This window comes from Sphingomonas horti, assembly GCF_009753715.1.
Taxonomy (GTDB): Bacteria; Pseudomonadota; Alphaproteobacteria; order Sphingomonadales; family Sphingomonadaceae; genus Sphingomonas_B; species Sphingomonas_B horti.
In genome coordinates this window covers 408,371-426,398 of the sequence record NZ_WQMS01000016.1, presented here as the reverse complement: position 1 = coordinate 426,398, position 18,028 = coordinate 408,371, and the positions used below count along the sequence as shown (strand labels likewise).

The 18,028-nt window shown below is 67.4% G+C and carries 19 protein-coding genes; 9 read left to right on the top strand and 10 right to left on the bottom strand.

Annotation, left to right across the window (positions count from 1 at the left end):
- Nucleotides 1-31: 31 nt before the first annotated feature.
- Nucleotides 32-1,054 carry a hypothetical protein gene (locus GON01_RS14935; RefSeq protein WP_157028141.1) on the top strand — a complete coding sequence of 341 codons (1,023 nt, stop codon included), beginning with the start codon at nucleotides 32-34 and terminating at the stop codon, nucleotides 1,052-1,054.
- A 204-nt stretch (nucleotides 1,055-1,258) separates the two neighbouring features.
- Here the strand turns inward: GON01_RS14935 and GON01_RS14930 are convergent, their stop codons facing one another.
- Nucleotides 1,259-4,393: a TonB-dependent receptor domain-containing protein gene (locus tag GON01_RS14930; protein WP_157028140.1), complete on the bottom strand. Its 3,135-nt coding sequence runs from the start codon at nucleotides 4,391-4,393 to the stop codon at nucleotides 1,259-1,261.
- A 234-nt stretch (nucleotides 4,394-4,627) separates the two neighbouring features.
- Between GON01_RS14930 and GON01_RS14925 the strand changes: the two genes are divergently transcribed.
- Nucleotides 4,628-5,140: a hypothetical protein gene (locus tag GON01_RS14925; protein WP_157028139.1), complete on the top strand. Its 513-nt coding sequence runs from the start codon at nucleotides 4,628-4,630 to the stop codon at nucleotides 5,138-5,140.
- On the opposite strand, the gene GON01_RS14920 is transcribed toward GON01_RS14925, so the two are convergent.
- The 3 genes from GON01_RS14920 to xseA are packed head-to-tail and all read right to left on the bottom strand — an operon-like array spanning nucleotide 5,137 to nucleotide 7,565.
- Entirely contained in the window at nucleotides 5,137-5,985 is an 849-nt protein-coding gene (locus GON01_RS14920; protein WP_181600002.1) for a M23 family metallopeptidase, read from the bottom strand. The two genes, GON01_RS14925 and GON01_RS14920, sit on opposite strands and share 4 nt — an antisense overlap.
- Nucleotides 5,982-6,182: a DUF2093 domain-containing protein gene (locus GON01_RS14915; RefSeq protein WP_157028138.1), complete on the bottom strand. Its 201-nt coding sequence runs from the start codon at nucleotides 6,180-6,182 to the stop codon at nucleotides 5,982-5,984. The genes GON01_RS14920 and GON01_RS14915 overlap by 4 nt, the downstream gene beginning before the upstream one ends.
- 15 nt (nucleotides 6,183-6,197) lie before the next feature.
- The gene (gene xseA / locus GON01_RS14910) at nucleotides 6,198-7,565 is read right to left on the bottom strand and encodes an exodeoxyribonuclease VII large subunit (protein ID WP_157028137.1); all 1,368 of its coding nucleotides are present in this window, start codon (nucleotides 7,563-7,565) and stop codon (nucleotides 6,198-6,200) included.
- A gap of 77 nt (nucleotides 7,566-7,642) precedes the next feature.
- Between xseA and GON01_RS17265 the strand changes: the two genes are divergently transcribed.
- The 3 genes from GON01_RS17265 to GON01_RS14895 are packed head-to-tail and all read left to right on the top strand — an operon-like array spanning nucleotide 7,643 to nucleotide 9,976.
- On the top strand, nucleotides 7,643-8,194 hold the full coding sequence (locus tag GON01_RS17265) for a hypothetical protein (RefSeq protein WP_157028136.1): 552 nt from the start codon (nucleotides 7,643-7,645) through the stop codon (nucleotides 8,192-8,194).
- Nucleotides 8,195-8,203: 9 nt separating this feature from the next.
- Nucleotides 8,204-9,457, top strand: coding sequence for a phosphoribosylamine--glycine ligase (gene purD, locus GON01_RS14900; protein ID WP_157028135.1), 1,254 nt, complete (start codon nucleotides 8,204-8,206; stop codon nucleotides 9,455-9,457).
- A gap of 15 nt (nucleotides 9,458-9,472) precedes the next feature.
- Nucleotides 9,473-9,976 carry a hypothetical protein gene (locus tag GON01_RS14895; RefSeq protein WP_157028134.1) on the top strand — a complete coding sequence of 168 codons (504 nt, stop codon included), beginning with the start codon at nucleotides 9,473-9,475 and terminating at the stop codon, nucleotides 9,974-9,976.
- 113 nt (nucleotides 9,977-10,089) lie between these two features.
- On the opposite strand, the gene gpmA is transcribed toward GON01_RS14895, so the two are convergent.
- Genes gpmA through GON01_RS14880 form a run of 3 tightly spaced genes read right to left on the bottom strand, consistent with a single transcriptional unit; the run spans nucleotide 10,090 to nucleotide 12,492 of the window.
- The gene (gpmA, locus tag GON01_RS14890) at nucleotides 10,090-10,776 is read right to left on the bottom strand and encodes a 2,3-diphosphoglycerate-dependent phosphoglycerate mutase (RefSeq protein WP_157028133.1); all 687 of its coding nucleotides are present in this window, start codon (nucleotides 10,774-10,776) and stop codon (nucleotides 10,090-10,092) included.
- Nucleotides 10,777-10,804: 28 nt separating this feature from the next.
- Nucleotides 10,805-11,923: a M14 family metallopeptidase gene (locus GON01_RS14885; protein WP_157028132.1), complete on the bottom strand. Its 1,119-nt coding sequence runs from the start codon at nucleotides 11,921-11,923 to the stop codon at nucleotides 10,805-10,807.
- The gene (locus GON01_RS14880) at nucleotides 11,920-12,492 is read right to left on the bottom strand and encodes a DUF4136 domain-containing protein (RefSeq protein ID WP_157028131.1); all 573 of its coding nucleotides are present in this window, start codon (nucleotides 12,490-12,492) and stop codon (nucleotides 11,920-11,922) included. Before GON01_RS14880 ends, GON01_RS14885 begins: the two co-directional genes overlap by 4 nt.
- 146 nt (nucleotides 12,493-12,638) lie before the next feature.
- Here GON01_RS14880 and ykgO point away from each other — a divergent pair, with 146 nt between their 5' ends.
- From ykgO to GON01_RS14860, 4 genes are all read left to right on the top strand, one after another.
- Nucleotides 12,639-12,764, top strand: coding sequence for a type B 50S ribosomal protein L36 (gene ykgO / locus GON01_RS14875; RefSeq protein ID WP_003046794.1), 126 nt, complete (start codon nucleotides 12,639-12,641; stop codon nucleotides 12,762-12,764).
- Between the two features lie 6 nt (nucleotides 12,765-12,770).
- A complete protein-coding gene (locus GON01_RS14870; RefSeq protein ID WP_181600001.1) occupies nucleotides 12,771-13,376 on the top strand; it encodes an HAD family hydrolase in 606 nt (201 codons plus the stop codon).
- A 99-nt stretch (nucleotides 13,377-13,475) separates the two neighbouring features.
- On the top strand, nucleotides 13,476-14,843 hold the full coding sequence (locus GON01_RS14865; protein ID WP_157028130.1) for a serine hydrolase domain-containing protein: 1,368 nt from the start codon (nucleotides 13,476-13,478) through the stop codon (nucleotides 14,841-14,843).
- 1 nt (nucleotide 14,844) lies between these two features.
- Nucleotides 14,845-15,246 carry an EVE domain-containing protein gene (locus GON01_RS14860; RefSeq protein WP_157028129.1) on the top strand — a complete coding sequence of 134 codons (402 nt, stop codon included), beginning with the start codon at nucleotides 14,845-14,847 and terminating at the stop codon, nucleotides 15,244-15,246.
- 8 nt (nucleotides 15,247-15,254) lie between these two features.
- On the opposite strand, the gene GON01_RS14855 is transcribed toward GON01_RS14860, so the two are convergent.
- Genes GON01_RS14855 through typA form a run of 3 tightly spaced genes read right to left on the bottom strand, consistent with a single transcriptional unit; the run spans nucleotide 15,255 to nucleotide 17,805 of the window.
- On the bottom strand, nucleotides 15,255-15,665 hold the full coding sequence (locus GON01_RS14855; RefSeq protein WP_157028128.1) for a type II toxin-antitoxin system VapC family toxin: 411 nt from the start codon (nucleotides 15,663-15,665) through the stop codon (nucleotides 15,255-15,257).
- Nucleotides 15,662-15,922, bottom strand: a complete 261-nt coding sequence (locus GON01_RS14850) for a plasmid stabilization protein (protein WP_157028127.1) — start codon at nucleotides 15,920-15,922, stop codon at nucleotides 15,662-15,664. Before GON01_RS14850 ends, GON01_RS14855 begins: the two co-directional genes overlap by 4 nt.
- 44 nt (nucleotides 15,923-15,966) lie before the next feature.
- Nucleotides 15,967-17,805, bottom strand: a complete 1,839-nt coding sequence (gene typA / locus GON01_RS14845) for a translational GTPase TypA (protein ID WP_157028126.1) — start codon at nucleotides 17,803-17,805, stop codon at nucleotides 15,967-15,969.
- Nucleotides 17,806-18,028 lie beyond the last annotated feature (223 nt).

Genomic DNA, 18,028 nt, shown 5'->3' with positions numbered 1-18,028 from the left:
CGGGATTATGAGCTCAACCCGAACGGAGTTTATGAGCCCCAATACCCAGACCATTCCCCGCGACCCGCTGTGGCTGGCGCATCGTTATATCGAGAACAAGGACGCGGTCCAGTTCCGGCACGTCACGCGCGAGGAGCATCGCGCGGCGACTTTCGTCACCGACGAATATCTGCCGAGGGACGCTCAGCGCCTCGAGATCGATCGTCGGCAGGCGCTGGCCGCCGCCGCGCCTGCCGCGCCGGTGCACTTCATCTTCCATTCGGCTTTCTGCTGCTCGACCCTGCTCGCCCGCGCGTTCGATCGAGACGGGGTGGCGATGGCGCTGAAGGAGCCGGCGATTCTCAACGACATCACCGGCTGGCGACGGCGCGGCGCATCGGGGCGCGACGTCGCCGAAGCGATGGACGGCGCGCTGGCCCTGCTCGCGCGGCCGTTCGCCGCCGGCGAGGCAGTGGTGATCAAGCCATCCAATATCGTGAGCGGCCTGATCCCGATGATGATGGCGCTGCGCCCGGACGCGAAAGCGCTGCTGCTGCACGCGCCGCTGCCGCTGTTCCTGACCTCGGTCGCCAAGAAGGGGCTGGATGGCCGGCTGTGGGTGCGCGAGCTGTTCATGGGGTTGCGGACCGACGGGCTGGTGCAGCGTCTGGGCTTCGATGACGCGCAGTTTTTCGGCCAGACCGACCTGCAGATCGCGGCCGCCGGGTGGCTGGCGCAGCAGGCGCTGTTCGCGGAGCTCGCCCGCGCGCTGGCACCGCGGGTTCGCACGCTCGACAGCGAGTCGCTGCTCGATGCGCCCGAAGCGAGTGTGGCGGCGCTGGCGCGGCTCTATGGCCTGGGGGTCAATGAGGCACAGGTCGCGGAGATCGTGGCAGCCGCGTTCGGCCGGAATTCGAAGTCAGGCGAGGCGTTCGGCCGCGCCGAGCGCGAGGCGGAATATGCAGGCGCGGCGGCCGCGCATCGCGACGAGCTGGAGAAGGTCGGGCGCTGGGCCGAAGTGACCGCGGAGCGCGCGGGGATCCCGATGACGCTGCCGGGGGCACTGCTGGGCTAGAGCGGCGCGGTCTGGCGATCGACATCGCTCGCCCCGACCGGAGGCCAAAGCGCGAAGTGGAGGGGCGCATGCTCCGAGCAGCGCCCCCCGACTTCGCTCGGGACGAGCGTGAGATGTTGAGTGCCGGCGGCAAAAGGCAGGATCATAAAAAGGGGCGGCTCCTTTCGGAACCGCCCCTTCTCTGTTGGCGTCAGCCGTCGGCGCTTAGAAGCGCAGGCGGGCACCGACGCGATAGGTGCGGCCCAGCGCGTCGAAGGTCGACGGGAAGGTGTTGCCGCTGTTGTAGGACGTCGTGCCGATGTCCTGGCCGGTCAGCGGCGGCTTCTTGTCGAACAGGTTCGCCACCGTCAGCGTCAGCGTCAGGTTGTCGCCCACGCCGATCCGCGTCGCCAGATCGAAGTAATCGAACGACGGGATGAAGCCGAGGTTACGCGTCCCGAACGCACCCTGCTGCGGGGAGCCCGGCAGCGTCGAGTTGTTGCTCGGCGTCGCACCGACCAGATTCCCGAAGGTCCCGGCGGCATCCGGCTCGATCCGGAACGAGCTGAGGTGACGCCACAGCAGCGACACGTCGACATTCTCGAACGACAGCGTGGTGCGCTGGGTCCAGCTGAACTCCGGCTGCAGCGAGCCGCAGTTCGGGCTGATATAGCCGACGCACTGGCGGAACAGGCCGACCCCGGTGACCGCCTGGAAGCGATTCTCACGCGTCCAGTTGCCGGCGAAGCTGAGGGCCAGCTTCGCGAAGCCCAGGTCCGTGTTGTAGTTCATCGTCGCGTCGATGCCGTCGGTCTTCAGGCGGCCGAGGTTCGACGTGGCGAGGAACAGGCCCGGAGCGATCGCCGGGTCGCCCGAAAGGTCACCACGGAGCGGGTTGCGCCGGATGATCGTGCAGGCGCTGGACGACGCCGCATTGGCCCCCGGAGTATAATCCGGGATCACAGCGGTCTGACCGCTCGCCAGCCGAACGGTGTGCGAGCCCGACGGCTCACCGAAGCAGGCGGTGATCGCGTCGTCCGGAGTCGGGCTGGTGATCGCGCCCGAAACCTTGATGTTGTAATAGTCGATCGAGGCCGAGAAGCCCGGCAGGAAGTCCGGCTGGATCACCGCGCCGACGGTCCAGGAGTTCGACTTCTCCGGCTTCAGGTTCAGGTTGCCGCCACCCGTGGCGTTGGCCTGACCCGCAGTCGGGACCGGGATGGCGCCGAGCGAGCTGTTCGGCGCGCCCTGAGCCGTACAAACGGCGGCAAGCGTTCCGCTCGGCACGCCGCGGATCACGTTACCCTGATCGTCGATCGAGGCGCAGGGATCGTCGGACAGCGAGGTCAGGCCGGTGTTCACCGGGCTGAACAGCTCCGCGATGTTCGGCGCACGCACGGCGTGGGCATAGTTGCCGCGGAACTTGATCGCCGAGATCGGCTCCCAGCTGCCGCCCAGCTTCCAGGTGGTGGTGTTGAACTTCGGCGCACCCGGAGCATTGACCGTGTAGTGCGAGTAGCGGATGCCGCCCTCGAAAGTCAGGCTCTGGAAGAACGGCTTGTCCTGCACCAGCGGGGCGATCAACTCGCCGAACGCTTCATAGACGTCGAAGCCGCCGTTGATGAACGGCGAAGCGCCGCCGGCGCCGCCCAGGTCACCCGATTCGGCGAGCGTGTCGGACTTCTGCAGCGCGGTGTAGCGGCGATATTCGCCACCGATCGCGAAGCTGACCGCATCCGACGCCCAGGGCAGGGTCGCGCCGAAGTCGCCCGAAACCGTCGCGCGCGCCTGGGCGAGCGTGGTGCGGGTGAGCACGGTGCTGTCCGCGGTCAGGAAGTCGACCATCGGCGCGGTGATCGAGCCTTCGGGCCCGAACACATCGACCGGAACGCAGCCGTTCGAGTCGTCGAAGCAGACCGGATTGGCGCGCGTGCCGCCAGCGCGGACACCCTGCTGGAAGCGCGAGTTCAGCGTGTAGCCGCCGATGTTCTGCAGGTTCTCCGACTCGCCGTACGAGCCGAACAGGTCGTAGTTGATCGAGTCGGTGATGCCGCCGCGGACGCCGAGGCGATAGTCAAAGATCTGCGTGACATAGGTGCTGACACGCGGACCGACTTCCGTCGCGCGACGCGACAGCGAGACGGTCGCTTCGCGATACGCAGCGTCGCCCGGACGCAGCGCCGGGTTGGCCGCCGCGGCGCACTCGGCCGGCGTGAAGCGCGGGGTATAGACGCCGTCGTTCGCGGTCGTGTCGAACGCGCAGAACGCGTTGCGCTGCGCATCGGTCAGGAACGGGTTGTTGAGCGGCAGGTCGACCGCGATGCCGAACGCACCCGACGGCGCGATGATGGTCTGCACCGTGTTCTTCGAGAACAGGCCGCGCGTGTAGACTTCGACGCCGTCGGTGACCTCATAATTGGCCTGGCCGAAGATGTTGAAGCGCTGGAACGGCGTCTGGAAGACGTTGTACGGGTTGAAGTTGAACGGCACGCTCTGCGCGCTCGTCGCGTTGAACGCATTGCCGGCGCCGTTGACCTGGCGGCTGCCCTGGACGGGAGCGCAGGTCGCGGCGGTGGTGCAGGCCGTGCCGGTCGGGTTCACGCCCGAGAAGGTCGACGGAACCGCGGTGCCCGAACCCGAAACCGCGCGGTTCAGGGCCGAGATGTTGAAGCGGCTGAACGAACGTGCGCCCTGATAGACCGGGTCCGCTTCCTGGTAGCCGATCGAGAAGACAGCATTGCCGCGGCCGTCGTCGAAGTTGGCGCCGATGGTCGCGTCGACGCGGAAGATGTTGCCGTCACCACGCTCGGTGATCTGCTCCGAGGCCGAGACCTCGAGGCCCGAGAAATTGCGCTTGGTGATGAAGTTCACCACGCCCGACACCGCGTCCGCACCATAGGTGGTCGACGCACCGCCGGTCAGCACTTCGGTCCGCTCGATCAGAGCGAGCGGGATGTTGTTGAGGTCGAAACGGCCGTTCAGTTCGGCCGGGACGAGGCGCACGCCGTCGATCAGGACGATGTTGCGCTGCGAACCGAGGCCGCGCAGGTTGACGAACGACGCACCGCCATTGCCGTTGTTCACCGCCGAACCGATCGACGGCACGACACCCGGAACTTCGCGGAGCAGCTGCTCGGCGACGTTGGTCTGGCGCAGCTCGACTTCTTCCGAGGTGGTCACGTTGACCGGCGCCGAACGCTCGAGGTTCGGGTTGGTGATCAGCGACCCGGTGACGACGATCGTCCCCTCGTCCGGAGCCGCCTCGGCGGCCTGGGTCTGCGCATAGGCGGCGGTGCCCAGCATCGAAGCGCCCAGCAGGACGGTCGAAGCCAGCAGGTGCCGACGAAGTGCAAGCTGCATAGTCTTTCTTCCCCTTTGTCGTGGCCGGTCGCTGCCGGACGCACGTGGTGGCATAGCTGCAAACGAAGCTATCACGCCGCTACTAGGCGAAATGACGCATCCAGAACAACGCCCCGCCTCTGGTAAATGCGAGTTTTGCCCCCAAGTGTAGCATTTCAGTCACAGTCCCGGCGCGCCCTTGCCGGGCCGCCAGCGGCGCCTTACCCTCGCGCGGTCAACCGAGGGGCCCTGCCGATGATCCGTTTTGCCGTGACCGTGCTGACCGCATTCGCGCTGGCCGCGCCTGCCGTAGCGGCAGACGAGCCCCCGGCCGCGATTCAGGCGCTCGGTGCCTGCCGCGCGATCGCCGACAATGCCCAGCGCCTGGCCTGCTACGACCAGGCGGCCGGCGCGCTGCTGCAATCGGTCGAGCGCAAGGAAACGGTCGTGCTCGACAAGCAGGCAGTGACGAAGACCAAGCGTTCGCTGTTCGGCTTCTCGCTGCCCCGGCTGCCCTTCTTCGGCAACGACAAGGACGACAAGGAAGACGAGTTCACCCAGATCGAGGAGCCGATCACGACGGTCCGCTCGATCGGCTATGGCCGCTTCCGCTTCACGCTGGGCGACGGCGCGACCTGGGAAACGACCGAAGGCATCAACGCCTTCCCGAAACCCGGCCAGAAGGTGCTGATCAAGAAAGGCCTGATGGGCAGCTACTTCATCAAGTTCGAAGGCAATCGCTCGGTCAAGGGCATGCGGGTCGGTTAATTCTCGACCACCGGCACTTTCCTGAGGTCCTGACCGGTCATCGGGCCGGTCAGCGCCATCGGGTCGATGCGGGCGCCCCGCCATTTCATCGCCCAGTGGAGATGGGGCCCGGTCGCGCGGCCGGTGCTGCCGATGCGGCCGAGCAGCTGGCCCTTCCTGACGTGATCGCCTTGCTTCACGTCGATTTCGGACAGGTGCAGGAAGGCGCTGTTCAAGCCCATGCCGTGGTCGATCATCAGCAGATTGCCTTCCAGCGTGAAGGGCTTGTCGGCGGCGAGCACGACGACTCCGTCGGCGGGCGCGGTGACCGGGGCGCCCGCGCCGCCGGCGATGTCGACGCCCGAATGATAGGCGCCGGGCTCATTGCCGCGATAGATGCGCTGCGAGCCGAACACGCCGCTGATCCGCCCCTTCGCCGGCCAGGCGAAGCGCTGGCGCCAGCCATCGCTGTCGGACCGGACCGCGCGTGCGGCGACGATCTGCGCGACTTCCGGCGCGCGCAGCCGCTCGAATTCCTCGTTGGTGACGGGCGGGCGCTTGGCGACGTTGACATGCTGCAACGCCCAGGCGTGCGGCGCGACGGCGAGCGTGCGCGTGACGATCGTGCCGGCATCGGTCCGCGCGGCCAGCGTCAGCGTCGCCGGCGCGTCGCGGTCGAAGCCGAGCATGAAACGGCCGTCGGGTGCGAGCGGCACCGGCTCGCCGCCGAGCGTCAGGCCGACGGTGCCGGGCGGCGCGGTCCCGTAGGCGACGCCGCCCTGTTCGATCTTGCCCTGGAGCTTGAAATCGGCGGATGGCGCGGCCGCGACCAGCGCGACCGCCGCGAACGCGAGCAGGCCTTTCACTTCGCGGTCATGGCCCGGGTCGCGATTTCCGCCGTCGCATAGGCTTCCTGCCGCGCGTTCGACCAATAGCGCAGCGCGTCGAGCGGGATCTTCTCGCCCGAGACCGCGCAGACGACATGATCGCCCTGGGAGAGGACGCGATAGCCGTTCGCCATATAATGAAGCCGGGCGGGCTGGCTGCGGTTGAACATGAGCATGTCGCAAACACCTTATTACAATAGCGAGGGCTGGCTGGGCGGCGGCGCCTCGCGCTTTCCTCCCGATGTGGCGCGTTCGACGCGCGCGTCAACATTGCCATCGGCGAAGTGCAGGCTGAGCGCGACCGCCGACCGCGCCTGGGCGGCGCTGGTCACCACCTGCCCGCCTCTGCCTTCCACCCAGGCATAGCCGCGGGCGAGCAGATTCTCGGGATTGACCGACTGCGCCAGCCGCCAGACCGCGGCCAGCCGGTCGGCGCATCGATCGAGCCGGGTGCGGAGCAATGTCGGGCGGAGCGCGCCGCTCGCCCGGGCCAGCTCGCCGCGCGCATCGGCGACGCGGCGGCCGAGCCCGCGCCGCAGCCGCTCGCCATAATCGTCGACGCGCTGCCGCTGCGGATCGAGCAACGAGGCCGGAGTCGGCAGCAACCGGGTCAGCGCGTGCAGCCGCTCCCCCGCGCGCTCGTGATAGCGGCGGGCGCACCGCTCCATCCGCGTGCCCTGGTCGCGGACATAGGCGCGCAGCTCGGCGCGGACCGGCACCGCCATCTCGGCCGCCGCGGTGGGTGTCGGCGCGCGCACGTCGGCAGCATAGTCGCACAGGGTCGTGTCGGTCTCATGACCCACGGCGGAGATGATCGGGATGGTGCAGGCAGCGACGGCGCGGACCACCACTTCCTCGTTGAACGCCCAGAGATCCTCGATCGAGCCGCCGCCGCGCGCGACGATGACGAGTTCCGGGCGCTGCCCGTCGGGCATCCGGCAGAAGCCGGCGATCGCGGCCGCGACCTGCTCGGCCGCCCCCTGCCCCTGCACCATCACCGGCCAGACCGTCACGTGCGTCGGGCAGCGATCCTCCAGCCGGTGCAGGATGTCGCGGATCACCGCGCCGGTGGGCGAGGTCACGACGCCGATCCGCCGCGGCAGGAACGGCAGCTTCTTCTTGGCGCCGGCGTCGAACAGCCCCTCGGCGCCCAGCTTCGCCTTCAGCTTTTCCAGCAGCAGCATCAGCGCGCCTTCGCCGGCAAGCTCCAGCCGCTCGATCACGATCTGATATTTGGAGCGGCCGGGATAGGTGGTGAGCTTCCCTGTCGCGATCACCTCGATCCCGTCCTCGGGGCGGAAGGGCAGCGCACCGACTCCGGTCTTCCACATCACCGCGTCGATGCAGGCCTTGTCGTCCTTCAGCGTGAGGTATGCGTGGCCCGAGGCCGCCCGCTTGTAGCCGCTGATCTCGCCGCGCAGCCGGACCATGCCGAAACTGTCCTCGACCACGCGCTTCAGCGCGAAGGCGAGCTCGGACACGCTCAATGCGGGCGCGTTGTCGCCGGGCGCCTGGGCCGCCACCAGGTTGCCGTTCGCGCCGGGAAATTCGGAAGCCATCCGCCTCTCCTAGCCCCTCTGGACTTTGCGCGCCAAGAGGCGGAGATTCGGGCAGACGCGTCACGGGGGAGAACCAGGTGGCGGACGGGGACGACAAGAAGGGCTGCTCGCCGCAGGTGATGGCGGCAATGATCACGGCCGCCGGGGCGATCACCGTCGCCGTGATCACCACCCAGAGCAAGGCGCCCGCGCCGCAGCCGGCGCCGACCGTTTCACCGGACCCGATCGCGACGCCGGCGCCGTTCGTCGCCTCCCCCGCGCCAAGCCCCGCCCCGAGCCCCTCGCCCACGGACGCCGCGGCCGGCAGGCAATTGCTGGTGCGCAACCGCTGCAACCTGCCGGTCAATCTGTGGATCGTGTACGAAGGCCCGAACGGGCTGGAGTTCAGCGGCTATGGCATGTGGACCTATGCGCCGGGCGAGTCCTCGTTCGCCGCGTTCAACTCCAGGAACATCCGGCCGATCAACGACAGCATCCTGTTCTACGCCGAAACGACCGACGGAACGGTGAATTGGGTCGGCGACCGCAACATGGATTTCAACGGCCGCATCCTGGCGATGCGCAAGGCCGATATCGCCACCGACGCCGAGGGCAATTATGTGATGGAGCTGAACTGCTCTTCAAGCTAGCCGGGGCGCATGAACGTCCTTCTGATCGGATCGGGTGGCCGCGAGCATGCGCTGGCCTGGAAATTGGCGCAAAGCGCGCGGCTGGGGAAGCTGTACGCCGCGCCGGGCAATCCGGGCATCGCGCGGCATGCCGAGTTGGTGGCGATGGACGTGACCGATCACGAGGCGGTGATCGGCTTTTGCCGGAGGCAAGCGATCGGGCTGGTCGTGGTCGGGCCGGAAGCACCTTTGGTGGCGGGGCTGGCCGACGATCTACGCGCGGCGGGCATTCCCGTGTTCGGGCCGGACAAGGCGGCGGCGCAGTTGGAGGGATCGAAGGGCTTCACCAAGGACCTGTGCACGCGGGCGCGGATTCCGACCGCCGGCTATGTGCGGGCGGACGGAACCGATGACGCGCTCGCCAGGCTGGCGCCGTTCGGGCTGCCGGTGGTGATCAAGGCCGATGGCCTCGCCGCCGGCAAGGGCGTGGTGATCGCGACGACCCGCGACGAAGCCGAGGGGGCGATCCGCGCCGCCGACGGCCCGCTGGTGATCGAGGAGTTCCTGGCCGGCGAGGAAGCGAGCCTGTTCGCGCTTTCGGACGGCAGGACGGTGGTGCCCTTTGGATCGGCGCAGGATCACAAGCGTGTCGGGGACGGCGATACCGGCCCCAACACCGGCGGCATGGGCGCCTATTCGCCCGCGCGCGTGCTGACCCCGGCACTCGAATCCCAGGCGATGCGCGAGATCGTCGAGCCGACCGTCCGCGCAATGGCGGAGGCGGGCACGCCGTTCGTGGGTGTCCTGTATGCGGGGCTGATGCTGACCCCGGCCGGCCCGAAGCTGATCGAATATAACGCCCGCTTCGGCGACCCGGAGGCTCAGGTACTGATGCCGCGGCTGGAAAGCGACCTGCTGGAGCTGATGCTGGCCTCAGCCGAAAGCCGGCTCGACCAGGTCGAGGCGCCGCGCTTTTCGCACCGCGTCGCGCTGACGGTGGTGATGGCGGCGAACGGCTATCCCGGCACGCCCGAGACCGGAGGCACGATCGACGGGATCGAGGCGGCCGAAGCGGCCGGCGCGATCGTATTCCAGGCCGGGACCAGTGACCGGGACGGCCGGCTCGTCGCCTCGGGCGGGCGCGTGCTCGCGGTGACGGCGGAGGGTCCGACCGTCCGCTGGGCGCAGAAGGCCGCCTATACCGCGATCGAACGGATCGACTTCCCGAGCGGCTTCTGCCGCCACGACATCGGCTGGCGCGAGGTCGCGCGCGAAACACAATAAAAGGAGCGTTGAGGGATGGACTGGATCGAACAAAATTGGGTGCTCGTCCTTTTGGGCGTGATCGTCGTGCTGGTCGCCATCTGGTGGCTGGCCGGCAGCGGCAAGCGCGTGGAGGCGGACAGGACGGCAGCGCCGCTGGAGAAGCGCGAGGAGGTGTCGCCGGTGGTGACCGGGCCCGCGGTCGCGCCGATCGACGTGCCGCCGCCGGTCGAGGTCGAGCCGGTGAAGCCGGAACCCGAGGCGCTGGTCGAACCGATTCACCCGATCCCGGCCGGGCCGCCCGACGAGCTGACCCGGATGAAAGGCGTGGGCCCCAAGGTCGCCGCGCTGCTGAACGGCCTCGGCATCACCCGCTTCGACCAGATCGCGGCATGGACCGACGCCGACGTGGCGCGGGTGGACGCCCAGCTCGGCGCGTTCAAGGGCCGGATCGCGCGCGACCAATGGGTCGAGCAGGCCCGCCTCCTCGCGGCGGGCGACACCGCGGGATACGAGGCTAAATTCGGAAAATTGGGGTGACGTGACGTCTCCCCTCCCGCTTGCGGGAGGGGCCGGGGGAGGGCCTTTGCTGGACGCGCACCGGCCGGGAAGGCGCTTCCCTCCTCTAACCCCCTACGCAAGCGGGAGGGGGATTAGCGCTCGCTCAGATAATAGCGGTCCTTCGCCGCCAGGGCCTCGTCCAGCTCATAGACGATCGGCTGGCCGGTCGGGATCTCCAGCTCGGTGATCTCGCTGTCCGGGATGTGCGACAGGTGCTTGACCAGCGCGCGCAGCGAATTGCCATGGGCGGAGATCAGCACCCGCTCTCCGCCACGTAGCGCCGGCGCGATCTCTGCCTCCCAATAGGGCAGCACGCGCGCGATCGTGTCCTTCAGGCTCTCGGTCGCGGGGACCTGGATGCCGGCATAGCGGCGGTCGTTCGACAGGTCGAACGGGCTTGCCGAATCCATCACCGGCGGCGGCGTGTCGAAGCTGCGGCGCCAGATCCTGACCTGGGCGTCGCCATGCTTCGCCGCCGTCTCCGCCTTATCGAGGCCGGTCAGTCCGCCATAGTGGCGCTCGTTCAGCCGCCAATGCTTGTCGACCGGCAGCCACAGCCGCCCCATCGCTTCCAGCGCGATGTTCAGCGTCTTGATCGCGCGGGTCTGATAGCTGGTGAAGCACCGGTCGAAGTCGAGCCCCCGGGCGGCCACCAGCTCGCCCGCTGCCTTCGCCTCGGCAACGCCTTTTTCGGTCAGGTCGACGTCCCACCAGCCGGTGAAACGGTTCTCAAGGTTCCAGGCCGACTGGCCATGGCGGATCAGCACGAGCGTGGGCATTGTGACTCCTGATGGAACCCGACGGGGTTCAGAGCGCGTCGATCATCGCCGCGAGATTGTCGAGGCAATCGTGCGCAAGGCGCTTGCAGCGTTCGGGCGACCAGCCATGCTCCGGGTCCGGATTGTCGGCGTGATCCTTGAACGGCATCTCCAGCGTCATCGACACGGCGCCGTAACGCTCCGCCAGTTGGGTCGTCGACATCGACATATTGGCCTTGCCGGGCGCGGCGACCTCATAGCCCTTGGCGACCTGGAAATCGGGCGAACGCTCCGCGAGCGTATCGCGGAAGCGGGTGTAGAGCGCGCCCTTTTCCTCGCTGTAGGACGGAATGCCTTCGAAGCCGGCGATGAAGTTCGCCGGGATCGCCTCGTCGCCATGCACGTCCATCGCGAAATCGACGCCGGTCGCATCCATCGCATTGCGGACGGCCAGCACTTCGGGGCTGCGCTCTTCCGACGGCGCGTGCCATTCGCGATTGAGGTTCACGCCGGCGGCGTTGGTGCGCAGATGCCCACGGAAGCTGCCGTCCGGGTTCATGTTGGGCACGACATGCAGCGTGGCCTTCGAACGAAGCGCCTTCGCCGTCGCGTCGTCAGGGTCGGTCAGCTTCTCAAGCGCGCCTTCCATCCACCATTCGGCCATCGACTCGCCGGGATGCTGGCGGGCATAGAGCCAGACCTGCTTCGCCCCTTCGCCCATCGTCAGCAGGTCGAGCGGGCGCCCGTCGAGCGTCCGGGTCAGCTCGCGCTGGGTGACGCCCGGTCGGGCCGCGATGCGCGTAATCAGGTCGTAATGACGTTCCATCGAATAGGGCGCGAAATAGGCGACCCAGAGCGCGTTGGTCTCGGGGCGGACGCGGATCGTCAGCACCTTGCCGTCGAAATCGGTGTCGGCCTGGCGCCAGGTCTCGCGATCCTCCGACACGCGGGCGCGATAGTCGGGCCAGCCGAGCGGATAGGCGGAGCTGGCCACGTTCACGATGCGGAGCGTGATGTCGCGCCCCGCCGCGTTGCCGACGCGGAAATGGAACCATTGGTAGAAATCGGACTGGTGATCGGTCTCGATCTCCAGGTCGGCCTCATGCCCGCCTATGTTCAGGACGCGAATGTTGCCGCTGTCGAAAGCGCTGGTGATGCTGAAGGTCATGGCACGCTGATAGTGCGGCCGGACTCTCCCGGAAAGTCCCTGAACAGCGCATTTGCGAGCCGGCCGGCCAGGGCCGCCGATTCGCGCTCCGGCGCCTCGCCGCGGGCACGGCCTTCCCACACGACCGTCTGATCGGAGCGGCGCTTCAGCTGGACCGAGAGCTCCGCACCGACCCAGAGGCCGCCGCGATTGCCGCCTAGGCCGAAGCTGATGCCGCCGCCCACGCCGCTGTGCCAGCCGCCGGTCGAGCCGCCGATGCCGACCGAGACCGGCGAGCCGCCGACGCGCTCCCGCGCGGCCGTGCGCACGTCCACCACCGCGACGTAGAGGCTCTGGCCGACGCCATCGACCTGCGCGAAGCCGAGGCGGCCCAGCTCGCTCGCGACGGCATTGGCGTAATAGTCGAACTCAGGCCCCCGGCGCGCGCCGGGCTCGGGCTCGATCGCGACGGTGCCGCGCTCGTTGACCTGGCCCAGGTGGAAGCGCGTGACCTCGACCGGCGGCGACGGCGTCGCGCAGGCGCCGAGCGCGAGCAAAGAAGCCAGCAGGAGGAAGCGGGTGCGGACCATGGCGGCACTGTCCTTTCGAGCCTTTGTCCGTTAAACGTATCGAAGCCGTAATTAGCTGCAAGGCTGGATCGCCTTGACCTTCGCGGCGCTCTCGACTAGGCGGGCGCCTCGCTTTTCAGCCCAGATTCGAGCCAGGCTTTAGAACAATGAAGATTCGTAACTCGCTCAAGTCCTTGAAGGACCGGCATCGGGACAACCGCGTGATCCGCCGCCGCGGCCGCACCTATGTGATCAACAAGACCAACCGCCGCTTCAAGGCTCGCCAGGGCTAAGCGCGCGTGACGGTCCGCGGCGTCGTCTTCGACGTCGGCAACGTCCTTTTCACCTGGGACCCGCGGTTCCTGTACGAGCGCCTGATCGAGGACGATCGGGCGCTCGACGCGTTCCTGCGCGACGTCGTCACGCGCGACTGGCATTTCCAGCACGACGCCGGCCGGCCCTTCGCCGAAACCAGCGCCGAGCTGATCGCCGAATATCCGCAGCACGCGGAGCTGATCGCCGCCTGGAGTCCACGTTTCAACGAAAGCGTCGGCCCGCCGGTCGACGGCATGATCCCGCTGGTCGAGGAGCTCGACGCCGCCGGCGTGCCGCTGTTCGCTATCACCAATTTCAGCGGCGAGTTCTGGGGCCCGTTCCGCGACACGCAGCCGGTGTTCGACCGCTTCCGCGACGTGATCGTGTCGGGCACCGAGCGGCTGGTGAAGCCCGATGCGGCGATCTACCAGCTCGCGCTCAAGCGTTTCGGCATGCCGGCGGATGCGCTGATCTTCATCGACGACAGCGCCAGGAATGTGGCGGGAGCGGAGGCGATCGGAATACGGGGCCATCTGTTCCGGGACGCGGCAACGCTCAGGACAGAGTTGACGGCGCTCAGCCTCCTCTGACGTCATCCCGGCGCAGGCCGGGACCCACCTTTTCTTTTTGCCGCCGTCCGTGCCAAAGGCAGGTGGTCCCGGCCTGCGCCGGGATGACGAGGGAGAGCTATGCGCGCATTTCTGATACCACTGGCGCTGATTGCCGCACCGGCGCTCGCCACACCTCTCACGCCCGCGCAGATCGCCGAGATCGACAGCATCGCCCAGCAGGCGCTGAAGGAAACCGGCGTCCCGTCCGCGTCGATCGCGGTGGTGACCGATGGCAAGCTCCAGTTCGCCAAGGCCTATGGCAAGCAGCGCGGCGACGCGTCCGCGCCGATCACGAGCGCCGCTTATCCGATCGCGTCGGTGTCGAAGCAGATCACCGCCGCCGCCGTGCTGCTGCTGGCCGAGGAAGGCAGGCTGTCGCTGGACGACAAGGTGTCGAAATATCTCCCCGATCTGACCGATGCCGACACGATCACGATCCGGCAGCTCTTGAGCCACACCTCCGGCTATCGCGATTACTGGCCGCAGAATTACGCGTTCGCGGCGATGGAAAAGCCGGTGAAGCCGCTGGAGATCCTCGACCGCTGGGCGAAGCTGCCGCTCGATTTTCGGCCGGGCAGCCAGTGGCAATATTCGAATACCGGCTTCGTCGCCGCGGGCCTGATCGTCGAGAAGGTCTCGGGCGAGCCGTTCATGCAGTTTCTGCAGACCCGCATCTTCCAGCCCCTGCACATGAAGGTCGGCGATGCGGACCATGACCTGAAACCGACCGACGCGAGGCCGTTCACGCGCTTCGCCTTGGGGCCGGTGCGCGCCGCCACCGCGCCCGCTTCGGGCTGGCTGTTCGCGGCGGGGCAGTTGCTGACGACGCCGACCGAGCTGTCCAAATGGAACATCGCGCGGATCGACCGCGCGTTGCTGAAGCCTGAGAGCTGGGCCGAGCAGGAGCGCGAGATCGTGCTGACCGGCGGCAAGGGCTCCGGCTATGGCCTGGGCGTATCCGTCGACCAGATCCGCGGCCATGCGCGCGTGCAGCATGGCGGCGCGGCCGTCGGTTATCTGGCGGACAACCGCGTCTATCCGGCCGACAAGGCCGCGGTGACGGTGGTCGTCAACGCCGATTTCGGCAATGCGCACAACGCGATCGCGGACCGTATCGAAGCGATGATCCTGGGCCAGGACCCGGAGACCGCCACCGCTCGGGCGATCTTCGACCAGCTTCGTCAAGGGCAGGCGGACCGGGCGAAGTTCACGGGCAACTTCAACGCCTATCTGACCCCGCAGGTGCTGGCCGACCACCGCGCCAGCCTGATGCCGCTCGGCGAACCGCAAAGCTTTGTCCGGCTGCGCCCGGCCCGCCTGCGCGGCGGCTTCACCTCCGAGGTTTACGAAGTGCGCTACCCCTCCGCCAAGCTGATCATCAGCATGCGGGCCGAACCGAACGGCGGACGGATCGAGGAATTCCTGATCTACCCGGAGGCGCAGTGACATGCGTTACTGGCTGCTGCGATCCGAACCCGACGTCTATGGTTGGGAGCATCTGGTCCGCGACGGCGCGACCGAATGGGACGGCGTGCGCAACTACACCGCGCGGAACTTCCTGAAGGAAATGCAGCCCGGGGACCGCGCTTTCTTCTACCATTCGAACAAGGAGAAGGCGGCGGTCGGCATCATGGAGATCACCCGCGCCTGGAAGCCCGACGGAGAGGAAGGCGACTGGGCCTCGGTCGCCGTCAAGCCGGTCGAGAAGCTGCCGCGCCCGGTCACCCTCGCCGAGATCAAGGCCGAACCCCGCCTCGTCAAGCTGGAGATGCTCCGCCAGTCCCGCCTGTCCGTGACGCCGGTGCGCGAGGAGGAATGGTCGGTGATACTGGAGATGGCGGGCGGCTGATTGGCCCTTCAATCCCACGGATTGACGAGAGACACCCCGGAAGGTTCGAAGTCTGCAATATTGCGGGTCGCCACAAGAGCATCTTCCTCAAGCGCTATCGCGGCGATCTGCGCGTCGGGAAGCGACATGGTGCGGCCTGATGCCACCACGGACGCGAGCATCGGGCCATAGCGCATTGCAGCGGCCGGTCCGAACGGGACGGTACGGCCTGAATAGCGCACTCGCCACTCCGTCAGCCGGGCCTCCAGCATGCGGCGCTTGGCTCCGGTCGAGAGTCGCGCCACGCCATAGGTGAGTTCCGCCAGCGCGATCGACGGCAAGACGGTCTCTTCCTCGTTCAGAAGATACCAGCGTTCGACGGCAGGATTCGCGGCCTCTTTCATCAGCTCCGACACGACATTCGTGTCGAGCAGGATCAAAGGTCGATCCCCTGATGGGGCTGGCGGTGCTCCTCGATAGCCGCTTCCAGTTCGGCGACCGCCTGATCGTCGGCCGGCGTCAGCCTGCGCAGGCGTCGCAGAAAGGCGGCCGCGCTTTCCGGCTTCGGATGCTTGAGCGCATATTCGGAGAGCGCATCCTCGACGATTGCGTGGATGGGCCGCCGCTCCCGCCGCGAAAGCTCGTGGGCGAGGTCGCGAGCGCGAGCCGAACGGACCGAAAGTTGCGGAGCTGTCATGCCGTCAAGCTAGTGCGTTGATGGCATGATGGCAAGAAGACGCCTTAAGCCGCCTCCGCCACCCGCTTGGCGCGCTTGCGTTCGTGCGGGTCGAGGTGGCGTTTGCGGAGGCGGATGCTCTTGGGCGTGACTTCGACCAGCTCGTCGTCGTCGATATAGGCGATCGCCTGTTCGAGCGTCAGGCGGCGGGGCGGGGTCAGGCGGATCGCATCGTCCTTGCCGCCGGAGGCGCGGAAGTTGGTCAGCTGCTTGGACTTCAGCGGATTGACCTCGAGGTCCTCGGGCTTGGCATTCTCGCCGATGATCATGCCTTCGTAGATCGCCTCGCCCGGATCGACCATCAGCACGCCGCGCTCCTCCAGCGCGTTCAGCGCATAGGCGACCGCTTCACCGGTGCCGTTGGAGATCAGCACGCCGTTCTTCCGGCCCTCGATCACGCCCTTGTAGGGGCCGTATTTCTCGAACAGCCGGTTCATGATGCCGGTGCCGCGCGTATCCGACAGGAACTCGCCATGATAGCCGATCAGGCCGCGCGAGGGCGCCGAGAAGGTGATACGGATCTTGCCGCCGCCCGACGGGCGCATGTCGGTCAGCTCGGCTTTCCGGATCGACATCTTCTCGACGACGGTGCCCGAATGCTCCTCGTCGACGTCGATCACGACGGTCTCGTAAGGCTCCTCGCGGCCGTTCGGGCCGTCGCGGAACAGCACGCGCGGGCGGCTGATGCCGAGCTCGAAGCCCTCGCGACGCATGGTCTCGATCAGCACGCCCAGCTGAAGCTCGCCGCGGCCGGCGACCTCGAAACTGTCCTTGTCGGCGCTTTCGGTGACGCGGATCGCGACATTGGATTCCGCCTCGCGGAACAGGCGGTCGCGGATCATGCGGCTGGTGACCTTGGTCCCCTCGCGCCCCGCCATCGGCGAATCGTTCACGGCAAAGCGCATCGAGAGCGTCGGCGGATCGATGGGCTGCGCCTGGATCGGCGTGGTGACGGCCGTGTCGGCGATCGTGTTGGCGACCGTCGCGACGGTCAGGCCTGCGATGCTGATGATGTCGCCCGCCTTCGCTTCCTCGACTGGCACGCGCTCCAGCCCGCGGAACGCCATCAGTTTCGACGCGCGGCCGGTCTCGATCACGTTGCCGTCGGAATCCAACGCGTGGATCGGCTGGTTCAGCTTGACGGTGCCGGCATTGACGCGACCGGTCAGGATGCGGCCGAGGAAATTGTCGCGGTCGAGCAACGTCACCAGGAAACTGAACAGCGCGTCCTCGTCGACCTTCGGCGCGGGCACATGCTCGACGATCTTCTGGAACAAAGGCGCCAGCGTGCCCTCGCGCGCATCCGGATCGTCCGACGCATAGCCGTTACGCCCGGACGCATAGAGCACCGGGAAATCAAGCTGCTCGTCGCTGGCCTCCAGGCTCACGAACAGATCGAACACTTCGTCCAATACTTCCTGCACGCGCGCGTCGGACCGGTCGATCTTGTTGACGACGACGATAGGTCTGAGGCCCAGCGCCAGCGCCTTGCCTGTCACGAACTTGGTCTGCGGCATCGCCCCTTCGGACGAATCGACCAGCAGGATCACGCCGTCGACCATCGACAGGATGCGCTCCACCTCGCCGCCGAAATCGGCGTGGCCGGGGGTGTCGACGATATTGATCCGCGTGGCGCCTTGCCCTCCCGCCGGGGCCCACTCGACCGAGGTGCACTTGGCCAGGATCGTGATCCCTCGCTCTTTCTCCAGGTCGTTCGAATCCATCGCGCGCTCTTCGACGCGCTGGTTGTCGCGGAACGTGCCGGACTGGCGGAACAGCTGGTCGACGAGCGTGGTCTTGCCATGATCGACGTGCGCGATGATGGCCACGTTGCGGAGGCTCATTGGAATTCCTGGGATTCGAGCGGGAACGGGCGGCGCCCTTAGCGCAATTGCTGCGCTGCGGAAAGAGTGCCGTCAGCGAATATGGGAGCGCCTGGCCAATCGGCAAGAAGGGCAGTTCCAGTTCATAGAGCCCCTGCGCCTACGTCTGAAACGGGTGGTTCTCGGATATGCCGATCAGGCGATTAAACTATAGCCGATCGCGCAGGCTCCCCCGATCGCAATC